Consider the following 13,514-nt stretch of genomic DNA (forward strand, 5'->3'; position numbering starts at 1 on the left):
GGTCCCACCGGCTCCGGTAAAACCACCACCCTGTATGCGGGCCTTGCCAGCATCAATCACCGCGAAAAGAATATTCTGACCGTGGAAGACCCGGTGGAATACAACCTGGAAGGGGTGGGGCAGACACAGGTCAATACCAAGGCGGATATGACGTTCGCCCGTGGTCTGCGCGCGATCCTGCGACAGGACCCGGATGTGGTGATGGTCGGTGAGATTCGCGACCTGGAAACCATGCAGATTGCCATTCAGGCAAGTTTGACCGGGCACCTGGTGCTTTCGACCCTGCACACCAATACCGCACTGGGTGCGGTGACACGACTGGTGGATATGGGGATCGAACCCTTCCTGTTGTCTTCCAGTGTCATCGGCGTGCTCGCCCAGCGTCTGGTGCGGGTGCTTTGCCCCGACTGCCGCCAGCCCCATCCGGCGGACAGCTTCGAGTGCAAGGTGCTGGGTGTGGATGAGAGTAGGGGTGCAACCATCTACCGTCCCGGTGGCTGCGAGAAATGTAACCACAGTGGTTATCTCGGTCGCGTTGGCATCTATGAACTGGTGCCGGTGAATGAGAAACTGCGGCAGATGATTCACGACCGCGACTCAGAGAGTGCGTTGGTCCAGGAAGCCCGCACGCTGGGGCCGAGTATCCGCGATGACGGCATGGCCAAGGTGCTAGCCGGGACCACTTCATTGGAAGAAGTACTTCGGGTAACCCAGGAGTCCTGAGATGGGTGCATTCGAGTACACTGCCCTCAACAGTGGTGGCCGCAAAAACCGCGGCACACTGGAAGCCGACAGCGCCAAGGCGGCGCGGCAGCAGCTGCGTGCCAAGGGCCTGATTCCCCTGGAGGTAACCGCTGCTTCCGAGTCTTCGGGTTCCGCGGGAGCCAGTATCCTGTCTGGCAGCCCTGGACTGAGTGTCAAGGCGCTGGCGTTGCTTACCCGTCAGATCGCGACACTTTTGCGCGCCGGTATTCCCCTCGAAGAAACCCTCAGCGCCATTGCCAACCAGTCACGCAATCAGAAAGTTCGCCGTATTGTGCTTGCGGTGCGTGCCAAGGTTCTTGAAGGGCACAGCTTCGCGCAGGCGTTAGCAAGCTTTCCGCGTGCGTTTCCCAAACTGTACCGTGCCACGGTGGAAGCGGGAGAGCATTCCGGCCACCTGGATGACGTTCTCGAGCGTCTCGCCGATTACACCGAGAACCAGCAGCAGTTCCGGCAGAAGGTACAGCTGGCACTGATCTACCCACTGGTGTTGGTGGTTATCTGTGTTCTGGTGGTGACCGGCCTCATGGTCTATGTGGTGCCGGATGTGATCGAGGTATTCACCGGCACCGGCCAGCAGCTCCCGCTGGCAACCCGGATACTGGTTTCGATCAGTGATTTCATTTCTGCCTGGGGCTGGCTGATTCCGCCGGTGATTGTCGCCCTGGTGGTGTGCTGGACCCTGTTGCTGCGGCGCCCGGGTTTCCGTTATCGCTTCCACCACCGCTTGTTAGATATGCCGGCGATTGGCTGGTTGGTGCGCGGTGGTCAGAGCTCGCGCTATGTCGGTACCCTGGCAATTTTGACGGGCAGTAGTGTGCCACTGGTGCAGGCGATGGGCATCGCCAGCGGGGTAATGACCAACGATTTCCTGAAAGAACGCCTGCAGATCGCGCAGAAGTTTGTGCGCGAGGGCGGCAGCCTGCGCAAGGCCCTTGAAGATGTGGAATATTTCCCGCCGATGATGACCTATATGGTGGCCAGCGGTGAATCCTCCGGTACGCTCGACCAGATGCTGGTGCGGGCGGCAGAAAACCAGGAGCGGGACCTGCAGGGTGCGGTGACCGCGTTTGTCAGCCTGTTTGAACCGATTATGTTGCTGGTGATGGCGGGTATCGTGCTGTTTATCGTAATGGCAATCATGATGCCGATTATGAACATGAATCAGCTGGTCGTTTGATCTCAGGTTGAGCGATCGGGCTTGAATAACCGGGACGGTGCTACGCGGTCCCTCAAAACTTGGAAAATCTGGTGGTGCCGGCTGGTCCGTTGCCTGAGATCTGTACTCGCGAGGTGAGATATGAAAAATCTGCGCAAAAACGGGGGCTTTACCCTCATTGAGATCATGGTGGTAATCGTGATTCTCGGGGTGCTTGGCGCCCTGGTTGTGCCCAACATCATGGGGCGTACCGGCGAGGCCCGCATGAAGGCTGCGACCGTCGACCTGCGGGCCATTTCCACCGCGCTGGACATGTACCGTATGGACAACTTCGTATACCCGAGCTCGGATCAGGGCCTGGAGGCACTGGTGTCCAAGCCATCCGGTTTCCCGGAGGCTAAAAACTGGACCGAGCCTTACCTGAAAAAAGCGCCGAAAGATCCCTGGGGCAACCAGTACCAGTACATCAGCCCGGGCAGCTCAGGTCCTTACGATCTGTTCTCGCTGGGTGCGGACGGCAAGCCCGGCGGTGAAGGCGAGGCGGCTGACCTCTTCGCTTCCGAGCTCTGAGGCCTGGCAGGGCCTTGGCTATGCGCGTCGCAGCCTGTCGCCAACGGGGATTTACCCTGATTGAGCTGTTGGTGGTGATTGTCATCATCGCCTCTCTGGCGGGTATGGCGACGTTGTCCCTGAACAATACTGACAGTCGCAACTGGACCGGTGAGGTCCAGCGACTGGCAAACCTCCTGCAGCTGGTTTCAGACCGGGCCTTGATCGACAAGATGCACTACGGTGTGGTGTTCGAAGAGGACAGCTATCAGGTGGTGCGCTATGACACCGCCACCATGAAGTGGCAGACAATCGATTTCTCCGGGCAACCCGGTGCTTCCGCCAACGCGCGACGCTTCACCGCCCATCAACTCACGCCCAATATGCGTCTGGAAATCCTTTCCCAGACGGAGCTGCCCGGCGCCAAGGATGCTGATTCCAGTTTCGGTGGCAGTCGGGCATCGGCAGGCCCTTCCGCCGCAGATGACAACGCAGGCAAGAAGGGCAAAGAGGAAGAAATCCTGCCCCAGTTCGCTGCACTTTCCAGTGGTGAAGTACTGCCGGTGGAAATCGCGTTCCTGCTCCTCAAGGATGGGGATGTAGGGCGTGCTGCCATTATTTCTTACAGCAGCCTCTACGGAATGCAGCTGGAGTGGCAGAGCGATGAATACTGAGCCCTGGCCGAATCACACTGCGAGATATACCTTTCGCAGCCCGCGGTATCGCCAGTGCGGGTTTACCCTGGTAGAGGTACTGGTTGCACTGGTCATCTTCGGGGTGATTGCTGCGAGCGTGCTCAAAACCCTGCAGGACAGTGTGCGCCAGCAGGCGGCGCTGGAGCAGCGGCTCACGGCCAACTGGGTGGCCCAGCAGGCACTTGCTGAGATTCGCCTGCGAAGCGACTGGCCGCCGCTGGGTAAAAAGACCGAGAAGGTGTCCCTGGCAGACCGGGATTGGGAAGTTTCGGCAGAAGTCAAAAGCACCAACGAGCCGAAGATGCGGCAAATCATTGTCCAGGTCGGCATGCCGGAGCAGCCGCCGATACTCACCATTGACTCCTGGGTGGCGCAATCTGTCGGCAGTGCCGGTACCTCAAGCTCCGGTACAGGGGGAGGGCGAACTCCATGAGCCACCTCCTCAAATCGCCGGCCCGCGGTTTTACCCTGATCGAGATTATGGTGGTGCTGGTGATCGTCTCGATCATCGGTATCGGCTCCTATTCACTGCTGGAAACTTTCTTTACCACCGATCGGGTTTTGACCGCGCGCGCCGATGAGATGCGCCGTCTGTCCATGGCCATGTACCGTCTGGACGATGATCTGCGGCAGCTCACGGTACGGCCAGTCAAGAACGCCTATAGCGGCTATGAGCCGGCTTTTCAGGGCGTCACCAACGAGTTCGAATTTACCCGCCTGGGAGCAGCCAATCTCACGCGCGAGCCGCGCGGTAATGTTCAGCGTCTGCACTACGGCCTGGGCTATCCAGACGAGGATGCGGTGAGTCGTTTCGAGCCCGACCCGGATGACGACGCCGCACTGCTGCTGCGCAGCCGCTGGCAGATTCTGGATCGTGGGCCCGATTCAGAGCCTATTGCCGAGCCAATTCTGGACGGTATTGTCGATCTGAATGTGCGCTACTACGACCGCGATACCCGCACCTGGCTTGCCCAGTGGCCACCGGCTTCCTCGGCCACCACTCCGGGTGCGGTGGATTTGCGTCTTCCCCTGGCGATTGAGATTACCCTGCTGACCCGAACGGGCGGCGAGATGCGTCGTGTTTTTTCCCTGCCCGATTACACCGTTTCAGCAGGAGGTGGTGGCTCGTCTGGCGGTACTGCCAGCTCGGGTAGTAGCACGAGTTCCGGAGGCGGCAGTACTGGCAGCTCCGGTGCTACAGGTAGTGGGGGCAGCACTGGTTCTGGCGGCAGCACCAGCGGTGGCAATCGGGATTCCGACAGTGACCGCGGGGAGAGGCAATGATCGCGCGCGCAATGAAACAGCAGCGCGGCGTGGCGTTGATCACCGTTTTGCTGGTCATGGTTATTGCGGTGGCTGCCGTCACCCATGCGGTGACTCGTAACCGCCTGGCGATCTCCCGCACCAGCGCCATTCTGGCCAACACCCAGCTGGCTGAATTTGTACACGGTGCTGAGGCTTGGGCCATTATCGCCCTGGAGAAAGATTTCGCCGATGACCTCGCAGCGACGACCGCAAGCGACAATCTTCAGGAACCCTGGGCCCAGAAGATGCTCGAGTTTAATCCTGATAACGGAAAGATTCGGATAAAAATCAAAGACTTACAGTCTTGTTTTAACGTGAATAATTTAACAGAGAGTCGAGCTGGAACTTCTGGCGGAGGCAGTGGCAGCGGCGCTTCTGGCACCACGCACAGTGCGGTTCTGCAACGCCTGGTACGGAATCTTGGGGGGCGCAATGAAACCGCTCTGGCCATGGTTGACTGGATTGACCCCGGCGATACGCCGCTGGCGTCCGGCACCGAAGACACCGGCTATCTGGGGCTGGAAGTGGCACATCGCACCCCGGATACCTTTATCACCGATGTGTCCGAGCTGAGTGCCGGGCAGGGTATAGAACCGGAAGAGTGGCGCGCAATCGAGCCGGAGCTCTGTGCGCTGCCGGAGTCTCCCACCAAGGTGAATGTGAATACCGCATCTGAAGCGCTGCTGTCGGCGATGTATCCGTCAGCGAATATCGCCGGACTTATCAACCAGCGAGAGGGCGGGATGTTTTTTAGTCAGGTGGCGGATCTGTCGCCATTTGGTATTACCAGTGGGGGCGAACTGGATTTCAACAGCGCGTATTATGTCGCGCATATTGCTGTGCAACTGGGCCCGGAACACCGGCAGTACTGGGAGTCGATCTTGAAGGTCGACACCACTACCGGTGCAGTCAAAGTCATACAACGCCAAAGACGCGAATTTTCCGGGCAATTATTGCAGGAGTTACTGGGGGATTAATTGAGCCAGGAAGTGAAATTACTAAGGCTGCGTGAGCCGGTGGCCGGTTCGCATAGTGGCGAACAGGTGCTTGCGGCGGGCAGCGTGCTGTTGCAGAGCTGGCAGCAAGGCGAGTGGCAGGATGTCACTACCGATACTGCATTCCAGCTCGCTTTTGCAGCGGATGCGCCAGACTCCGGTTTTCAAATCAGTGAGTCCGAGGCGGATGTCGCGGAATCGGGAGATCAGTCCAGCGCCGTGACCTTCGAGCCGGAAGAGCGGGCAGTTATCCTGATTCCGGGCAGCTGGGTGTGGAATGGCCTGGAGACCATCCCGCGGGCGGCCCGTCGCCAGAGCAGCGCTGTCGGTTACATGGTGGAAGAGCAGCTTGCGGAAGATGTCGAGGACCTGCACTTCGTGTGTGAGCCGGTCTCAGGCGATCTCTGTAGTGTCATGGCTGTGGCTAGCGACAAGCTGGCAGCACTAAAAGGGCAGATCGAGCGATTGGGCTGGCCGGTTATTGCAGCGATTCCGGAATATCGGATCCTCGCCGAAACCGATAAGCGCTCTGCGGTCTGGCTCGATGCCGAGCGCGCACATTTCTGGCAGTCCTGCGGTAAGGGTTTGTCGGTAGCGCGTCCGTTGGCAGGAGTAATTGCCGAGAGTCTGTTTGCGCCCGTGGCGGAAACCGTAGAAGAGGGTGCGACCTCATCAGAATCCAGTGATGAGTTGGCTCTGAGTGTAAGAGGGAATGCTACCGAGCTTGAACTCGCGACTTTTGAGCAGCTAGCTACTGTTGACGCGGTCGCGGAGTCCCCGGAAGCGGATTTCCTGAAGTCGATTGGTACCGCGGTTCCAGGGAACCTTCTGAGCGGTGACTTCCAGATCGCGCTCAAGTCTGACGCCGGTCCCTGGTGGAAAAAGCCTGCGATCGCCGTGGCGGCCTGTTTTGTCCTGCAGTTGGGCTTTTTTGTGGGTGCCGGCATCTATTACAAGGTGCAGGCAGGTAAGGCGGATGCGGCAGCAAAAGCCCTGTTTACGGAGATCTTCCCTGGCGATAGTCCCAGCGCCGATCTCCGTCGTCAGATCACCGGGTACCTGAATCAGGCCTCGGGTGGTGGTGGCGAGTTTGCCGGTCAATTGCAGCAATTGAGTAAAGTCTGGGCAACGGGTAAACCGGGTGAGCTGAAATTGCAGTCCCTGCGTTTCGACGGCAACCGCGGCGAGCTGGTGTTGCAGTTGCGCGCGGCCAATCTGGGGCAGCTGGACTCCGTGGTCGGCAAGTTGAGTAGCGGCCAGTTCAAGGCCGAATTACTGGCCGCAAACGAGCTGGAAGAGGGTGTATCCGGGCGCATTCGCCTCCGGTAGCCGCTGACGGGACCGCGCAGCGGAATAATCAGAACAAGACAATCCATCACTATGAAACAAACCATCGAACAGTGGCGCCAGAAGTGGACTGCATTACCGGCAAGTGACCAGCGGGCGTTGGGGTTGCTGGGGCTTTTCCTCGGCGCCATGTTTATCGTGTTCGGGCTCTTTCAGCCGGCCCAGTCCTTTTTCGACGGCGCCCGCACCGAAGCGGAACAGTCCCGCGAGCTTCTTGCGTGGATCGAAAAGCAGCGCCCGCAACTGGAGCGTATTGAACGCAGCAGCGGTGGCCAGTCACAGGGGCAGGGGACCCTGCTTCAACGCGTAACCGCGGCGGCGAACAATCACAAGGTGACCATCAAGCGATTTGAACCGGAGGGCAGTGGCCGTATCCGCTTGTGGATTGATGAAGCCCGTTACCAGGATCTGCAGCCGTGGCTCAATACCTTGTTGCAGCAGCGTTTTGTGATTCGCTCTGTCAGTGTGGATGCGCTAGCAGAAGAGGGGATGGTGTCGGCGCGCTTGACGCTGGAGCGTTGATCGCGTGTTCGGGTATCCACGGGATTCTTCTACCGGATTTCGCTCCACTCGCAAACCAATAATTAGCTGAGTCCAATTATTGGCCTATTGTTCTATTTTTTGCGTTATTTATGGGTTTTTCGTGTTAACCCTGTCGGTTATTTCGGTGGGTTAGCTTGGGTTGCCTTTGATATTCCGGCCTTTATCGAGAGCAGAGAGGGCTATTTCTGCCACAAATGGCGCCGGTTTCTCCCTATACTCAAGGGTATTGAGAAGAAACAGGGGCGAGATCATGCTGCTTCGAGACTCCGGTACTAACCATCTGATTGACGTGGCCGATATCGTCACGCTTGCCAATCCCTATGAGCTCACTGTGGTTGGGCGATACCTGTGGGGCGAAGAAATTCAGGACCCGGAAGTGTTCGATAAGGCTCAGCTGCAGTTCCTGTCGGGTGAGTCCCTGCCGCGCTGTTGGCACGACAGCCGCTACCGGGATAGAGAAGTCCGCCGTATCAAGTGCGGTACCCGTATTGATGACAGCGACTATTACCAGGGTGCCTGATCGTCGGATCTGATCGACGCAGTTATCTCAACACGATCCCGTGGCATTGTGATCATGCCCGGGATTACTTTCATTAGAGTTGCGCCGGGACGGTACTAAGCGCCTTCAGACTATTTCGACACAGGGCCATAAGAAACTCGGCCGCTATTTCGTGGTTTCGTACCATTTCCTCCTATACAATACGCGCCAATTTTTCGCGGGCAGATTAGTGTTTTGGATGGGGAGCGGGTAAACGCTGATCAATCCTGGTGCATCTGTTACGAGAATCCCGGAAAGCCGAAGCGGAAGTAGAGCCATGAGCTTTGAGTTGTTTGAAGAGTACTCCCTGTTCCTGGGGATCGGCGGGTTAATCCTGTTTATGATCTTTATTGTGTGGAACCTGGCCAAGGAGTCCAAAGCCGGGCGTTTCGGTACTTTCATCCTGTTTACCGCCCTTGGACTAGGCTTGCTGGGCTTTGTGGTGAAAACCGTACTGGTCGAAGTCATGGGGTTGGGGCAGTAGCGCCTCGCCAGCTCCTCACCCCTTTCGGACACAGGGAGCGTTCGCCGGAATTGTCTTATGCCGTTATTTGATCACCCCGAACTGAAAGTTCAGAAAGATCGCAAGGTATGCCGCAACACGGATACCCGCATCGCCAAGTACTCTCGCAGGGGTATGCTTTTCTCGGTGGTGGCGTTTGCCATCGCTGTTGCCATTGGTGAGCTTCGCACCATTGCGCCGAAACTGGTGCTGGTGCTGGCCATCGTGCTGGTGCTGGTAACCCTGATTCGCGGCTACTATGTGTTCCGGTTCGGCCATATCTACGCTACCGGTCCCAAGCGCTGGCGACATCGCTATTTTCTTGCATCCACCATCGGCGCTGTCTGGTGGGGTGTGATTCTGCTCAGTCACGTATTCCTTCTCGGGTTTTCGCCCGCGACCCAGTTCTTGTGGCTATACACCGTAGTGTTTTGCGCCAGTGTTGCCTCGGTATTCTCTCCCTACCATCGCTTCCTCACCTGGTTTCTCGCTGGTTCGCTGGTGCCTGCGGCCCTGCAGGGGTTCCTGACCGCGGATATTCTCGGCGCGATATACGGGGCACTGACGCTGGCATTTGTCTGGTTGATGGCGCACCAGGCGCGTCGGGAATCAGAAAACTATTGGGACCGGGTGGCGGCAATGCAGGCGTTGCAGCAAAAGGCGAGCAATCTCGCGGCAGCCCGCAAGCACTCCGAGGCAGCGGTAGAAGTCACCAATGAATTTCTCGCCAATGTGGGGCAGGAGTTCCGCAGCCAGTTGTCCGATTCTCTTGGCGCCCTGGCGTTGCTGGATGGCGACCGGTTATCTGCGCGCCAGCGGGAGTGGGTACGGTTGGCGAAAAACTCCAACAACCAGCAGCTGAAGCTGGTCGACAACGTGGGCATGTTTACCCGCGTTGCGCGCAAGGACATCCATCTGCGACAGGCGCCATTCAATCTCGTACGTACGATGGAGAAAGCATTCAAGTTCGCGGCACGCTCGGCACAGCGGCAGCGCCTGGAGTTTAACTTCCAGATCAGTGAAGACCTGCCGGTAATGGTGACTGGCGACAACCGCAAAACCGCCCAGTTGATTCGCAACCTGGTGGATTCCGCCACCGTGATCGCCCAGAGCGGTGAGCTCTGGGGAGAGGCATCTTTTGAACAGCTGACCACCGACGAGGGGCAGCTGACCCTGAAGCTGATCGATAATGGCCGCGGAGAGATCCTGCCCGACGAATCCGAACTGTTCGGCGCCTTCTCGCGTATGGATACCACCCAGGTCACCACGGGGCTCGGTCTGAACATTGCGAAGGGACTGGCCGAGGCGATGGGCGGTTACCTGCAATTGCATTCGTCTGACGATGGCAACCGATACTTGGCAGTGGTGAAGTTTGCGATTGAGCCCAATCAGCGAATTTATCTGCAGGCGGATCGGCGACTGCAGGATGCCGAAGTGCTCCTGCTGCATCAGAAAGGCCTGTTTGTCAGCGGTATTGTGCAGATGCTCCAGTCTTTCGGCATGGATGTGACCAGCAAGAACTGGGACGACGGCAGTACCGAGCCGATGGATCACCTGATGCAGGCAATGGATCGTGGCCAGCTGGTGGTTCTGGCGCCGGCTATGGGCGATGCGCGGATGCTGAGTGGCATCACTCAGGTTATTAGCTCATCGCAGTCTGCGCCGAAGAAGTTTCCGCTGCTGTGTATGGGGGGGTACGGCCATAAACTCGAGTTCACACCTCTGGCGGCCGCTGAGCCTGAAGCGCAATATCTCGCTCGGCCGGTAACGCGCAAGGAGTTTCACGATGCTGTGGTCCTGCGCCTGTTCGGCGGAAGTAAAAAAGCCAGCCGCCGGGTCGTATGTGCCAATGCCGAAGTCAACCGCAAGCGCAAGCTGTTGCTGATAGAAGAGTCCCGCCAGCATCTCGGGGTTACCGAAGAGATGCTGCAGGCTCTGGGTTATCAGGTTGAGGTGGTGGCGGCAGTGGAGGATGCGCTGGCCCGCTTGCCGGACAACAATTACGACCTGGTCCTGGTAGATTGCCAGCAGAACACGGCACACAGTGCGGAAATTATCGAGCAATTACGTCTGTGGGAGAATGAGTTTTCCCCCGATGACCGCCTGCCAATCGTTGCGCTTACCAGTACAACCGAAGAGCAATTTGAGGGGCGCTGCCTCGCCGCGGGCATGGACGACTATCTCACCAAACCCCTGAGTAAGGACAGTCTTGCGGAGACGCTCGAACGCTGGCTCGGGGAATAAAAAAAGGCCTGTCATTGCGACAGGCCTTTTTCGTTTTCGCGGATCAGAATCTGTATTTCAGCCCCGCTTTCGCTCGTCAGGTGGGTGGTATCTGGCGCTGGAGAAACTCCCGGCGCTAACCCGCTTTCAACCAGACGCTGCCAGATTCCAACGCCGGATTACATGGAGCGTTGATCGATCCTCTTGCGAAATTCTTCGCTGGTTTCCTTGCGTTCGGAGTAGCGATCGGTGAAGTAATCCCGCTTGTCCTTCAGCAGATAAGTAAATTTCATCAGCTCTTCCATCACATCCACGATGCGATCGTAGTAAGACGAGGGTTTCATCCGGTCATCATCATCAAATTCCAGCCAGGCCTTGGCCACCGAGGACTGGTTTGGAATGGTGACCATGCGCATCCAGCGCCCCAGAATTCGCATCTGATTTACCGCATTGAAAGACTGTGAGCCTCCGCAGACCTGCATCACTGCCAGTGTCTTTCCCTGGGTTGGGCGAACACCCTCAAGGGCGAGGGGAATCCAGTCAATCTGCGCTTTCATGATCCCGGTCATGGCGCCGTGCCGCTCCGGGGAGGACCACACCATACCGTCACACCAGGTGGCGAGGTCGCGCAACTCCTGGACCTTGGGGTGCGTCGCATCTGCATCATCCGGCAGGGGTAGCCCGGACGGATTGAAAATCCGGGTCTCGGCACCGAGGGCTTCGAGGATCCGCTGCGCTTCCTGGGCTGCCAGGCGGCTGAACGATCGTTTGCGTAGTGATCCGTACAGCAACAGGATTTTCGGACGTTCATTGGCGATCGGCGCCTGCAATTGCGCGAGGTCCGTGGCCTGAAAACATTCCGCTTCCATATTGGGCATGTGCTCAGTGTTAGGGGGTAGATCTTGAGATTTCATGACACGGCTCCAAACCAGTGACGGGTTCTGTTGGCAAACGCCACCAGCGACAACATAACGGGAACTTCCACGAGGACACCGACCACCGTGGCCAGTGCGGCACCGGAATGCAGGCCAAACACGGAAATGGCTACCGCCACTGCCAGTTCAAAGAAATTGGATGTACCGATCATGCACGCGGGGGCTGCGATGTTGTGTGGAAGCTTCATGCTGCGCGCCGCAGCATAGCTGATGGCAAATATGCCATAGGTTTGGATCAGCAGGGGGATGGCGATCAACAGGATGGCGAGCGGATTCTCGATAATGGTTTGCGCCTGGAATCCGAACAGCAGGATGACCGTAGCCAGCAGACCGGCGATGGAAATTGGCTTCACCCGGTCGAGAAAACTATTCAGCCGGCTATGGTCATTGGCGGAATCGAGTTTGCGACGGGTGAGGATTCCGGCAATCAGCGGTAATAGCACATACAGAATGACTGAGAGAATCAGGGTTTCCCAGGGAACCGTGATATTGCTGACACCGAGTAACAGCGCCGCAATGGGGGCAAATGCGAAGATCATGATGACGTCGTTCACGGACACCTGAACCAGGGTGTAGTTCGCATCGCCACGGGTGAGCTGGCTCCACACGAACACCATAGCGGTGCACGGAGCAACGCCGAGTAAAATCATACCGGCGATATATTCGGACGCGGTCTGGGGGTCGACAAGATCGGCGAAAATTACACGGAAGAACAGCCAGCCCAGGGCGGCCATGGTAAATGGCTTTATCAGCCAGTTGACCACCAGGGTCAGGGCGAGGCCTTTTGGCTTGTCGCCAACATGACGGATGGAAGAGAAGTCCACTTGCACCATCATGGGGTAGATCATCACCCAGATAAACACTGCTACCGGCAGATTGACGTGGGCAATCTCCATGGCGGCAATTGCCTGGAAGAGGTCCGGCGCAAAATTACCGAGGAACAGCCCGGCGAGAATACACAGGCCAACCCAGACAGAGAGGTATCGTTCAAAAATGCCCATGTTTACTTTTCCTCTGTCGCCAATTTGGTGAGGGCGTCCTGCAGTGCGCTGCCACGCAGGCCATCGAGCTGAAGCTCAAGCATATTGCTTACCCGCTTCTGGATGATTGCTATGGTGTGGTTGAACGCCGCAGCCTTTTCCTCGTCACTACCTTCCAGCTTTGACGGATCCGCCAGTCCCCAGTGCACCTTGATGGTGTCATCCAGCCAGATTGGGCAGGCTTCGCCCGCAGCGCTGTCGCACACGGTAACCACGACGTCGGGCTGCCAGCTATCCAGGTTGTCCCAGGACTTGCTGTGCAGGCCGCCAATGGCGATCCCCTGGGCTTCCAGATACTTCAGTGACAGGGGATGAACGACACCGGAAGGCTGGCTACCCGCACTGCGCGCTTCCAGGCGTCCTTCACCAAACTGATTGGTAATGGCTTCACTCAGGATGCTACGGCAGCGATTGTGAGTGCAGATGTACAGTAACTTCATGGAATTCCTTTTGTTTTACAGGGTTTCCGCTGTGGTCACCCGCATTGGCCCTGTCGGGCCGGGCGGGATTGCATCTGGGTAAGGGCTTTTGCGTTTTCCGCGATAAAGTCCGAATTGGATTTGAGCGTGGTCTGGAGCACCTGAATGACCCAGGCGGGGAGGGCGCTGCTCAGGCTGTAGAAAACCCATTGTCCCTGGCGTCGATCACTCAGCAATCCGCACTGGCGCAGCTGCGCAAGATGTCTCGAGATCTTGGGCTGGCTCTGATCCAGTGCTGCCATGAGTTCGCACACACAGAGCTCTCCCTCGCGGGTGATCAGCAGAAGGCTCCGCAGGCGAATATCATCCGCCAGGCATTTGTAAAAATTCACGGGGTTCATGAACAGGCTCCACACGATGTGCGCGAAGCATATTCGATCATCCACATATATGGAATACCGAATATATGAATTTGCAGATGTAGCCGGGCACAGCGCACGGT

16 protein-coding genes are annotated in these 13,514 nt (G+C 57.7%); 12 read left to right on the forward strand and 4 right to left on the reverse strand.

Going from position 1 to position 13,514, the window contains the following annotated elements; translation table 11 throughout:
• From B4U49_RS13245 to B4U49_RS13300, 12 genes are all read left to right on the forward strand, one after another.
• The coding region (locus B4U49_RS13245) for a GspE/PulE family protein (protein ID WP_162276140.1) at positions 1 to 723 on the forward strand (723 nt) is incomplete at its 5' end.
• A 1-nt stretch (position 724) separates the two neighbouring features.
• Positions 725 to 1,942, forward strand: a complete 1,218-nt coding sequence (gene gspF / locus B4U49_RS13250) for a type II secretion system inner membrane protein GspF (RefSeq protein ID WP_078085083.1) — start codon at positions 725 to 727, stop codon at positions 1,940 to 1,942.
• Positions 1,943 to 2,062: 120 nt separating this feature from the next.
• A complete protein-coding gene (gene gspG / locus B4U49_RS13255) occupies positions 2,063 to 2,491 on the forward strand; it encodes a type II secretion system major pseudopilin GspG (protein WP_078085084.1) in 429 nt (142 codons plus the stop codon).
• A 20-nt stretch (positions 2,492 to 2,511) separates the two neighbouring features.
• Positions 2,512 to 3,144 (forward strand): prepilin-type N-terminal cleavage/methylation domain-containing protein, encoded by a 633-nt coding sequence (locus B4U49_RS13260; protein ID WP_078085085.1) that lies wholly within the window; start codon positions 2,512 to 2,514, stop codon positions 3,142 to 3,144.
• The gene (gspI, locus tag B4U49_RS13265) at positions 3,134 to 3,598 is read left to right on the forward strand and encodes a type II secretion system minor pseudopilin GspI (protein WP_078085086.1); all 465 of its coding nucleotides are present in this window, start codon (positions 3,134 to 3,136) and stop codon (positions 3,596 to 3,598) included. The genes B4U49_RS13260 and gspI overlap by 11 nt, the downstream gene beginning before the upstream one ends.
• Positions 3,595 to 4,449 (forward strand): type II secretion system minor pseudopilin GspJ, encoded by an 855-nt coding sequence (gspJ, locus tag B4U49_RS13270; RefSeq protein ID WP_078085087.1) that lies wholly within the window; start codon positions 3,595 to 3,597, stop codon positions 4,447 to 4,449. Before gspI ends, gspJ begins: the two co-directional genes overlap by 4 nt.
• A complete protein-coding gene (gene gspK, locus B4U49_RS13275; protein ID WP_078085088.1) occupies positions 4,446 to 5,447 on the forward strand; it encodes a type II secretion system minor pseudopilin GspK in 1,002 nt (333 codons plus the stop codon). Before gspJ ends, gspK begins: the two co-directional genes overlap by 4 nt.
• A 12-nt stretch (positions 5,448 to 5,459) precedes the next feature.
• The gene (gene gspL / locus B4U49_RS13280) at positions 5,460 to 6,794 is read left to right on the forward strand and encodes a type II secretion system protein GspL (protein WP_158078622.1); all 1,335 of its coding nucleotides are present in this window, start codon (positions 5,460 to 5,462) and stop codon (positions 6,792 to 6,794) included.
• 51 nt (positions 6,795 to 6,845) lie between these two features.
• Positions 6,846 to 7,334, forward strand: coding sequence for a type II secretion system protein GspM (gspM, locus tag B4U49_RS13285; protein ID WP_078085090.1), 489 nt, complete (start codon positions 6,846 to 6,848; stop codon positions 7,332 to 7,334).
• A gap of 271 nt (positions 7,335 to 7,605) precedes the next feature.
• On the forward strand, positions 7,606 to 7,875 hold the full coding sequence (locus tag B4U49_RS13290; protein ID WP_078085091.1) for an acetyltransferase: 270 nt from the start codon (positions 7,606 to 7,608) through the stop codon (positions 7,873 to 7,875).
• A gap of 295 nt (positions 7,876 to 8,170) precedes the next feature.
• Positions 8,171 to 8,377 (forward strand): DUF2788 domain-containing protein, encoded by a 207-nt coding sequence (locus B4U49_RS13295; protein ID WP_078085092.1) that lies wholly within the window; start codon positions 8,171 to 8,173, stop codon positions 8,375 to 8,377.
• Between the two features lie 57 nt (positions 8,378 to 8,434).
• Positions 8,435 to 10,639, forward strand: coding sequence for a hybrid sensor histidine kinase/response regulator (locus B4U49_RS13300; RefSeq protein WP_078085093.1), 2,205 nt, complete (start codon positions 8,435 to 8,437; stop codon positions 10,637 to 10,639).
• Between the two features lie 158 nt (positions 10,640 to 10,797).
• On the opposite strand, the gene arsH is transcribed toward B4U49_RS13300, so the two are convergent.
• From arsH to B4U49_RS13320, 4 genes are read right to left on the reverse strand one after another with little or no spacing between them, the layout of a single operon-like run.
• Positions 10,798 to 11,532 carry an arsenical resistance protein ArsH gene (gene arsH, locus B4U49_RS13305; RefSeq protein ID WP_078085094.1) on the reverse strand — a complete coding sequence of 245 codons (735 nt, stop codon included), beginning with the start codon at positions 11,530 to 11,532 and terminating at the stop codon, positions 10,798 to 10,800.
• Positions 11,529 to 12,554 (reverse strand): ACR3 family arsenite efflux transporter, encoded by a 1,026-nt coding sequence (gene arsB, locus B4U49_RS13310; protein ID WP_078085095.1) that lies wholly within the window; start codon positions 12,552 to 12,554, stop codon positions 11,529 to 11,531. Before arsB ends, arsH begins: the two co-directional genes overlap by 4 nt.
• A 2-nt stretch (positions 12,555 to 12,556) precedes the next feature.
• A complete protein-coding gene (locus B4U49_RS13315) occupies positions 12,557 to 13,033 on the reverse strand; it encodes an arsenate reductase ArsC (RefSeq protein ID WP_078085096.1) in 477 nt (158 codons plus the stop codon).
• Positions 13,034 to 13,068: 35 nt separating this feature from the next.
• Positions 13,069 to 13,413 carry a metalloregulator ArsR/SmtB family transcription factor gene (locus B4U49_RS13320; protein ID WP_078085097.1) on the reverse strand — a complete coding sequence of 115 codons (345 nt, stop codon included), beginning with the start codon at positions 13,411 to 13,413 and terminating at the stop codon, positions 13,069 to 13,071.
• Between the last annotated feature and the right edge of the window lie 101 nt (positions 13,414 to 13,514).

Origin of the sequence: Microbulbifer mangrovi, from assembly GCF_002009015.1 — a bacterium.
Lineage (GTDB): Bacteria > Pseudomonadota > Gammaproteobacteria > Pseudomonadales > Cellvibrionaceae > Microbulbifer > Microbulbifer mangrovi.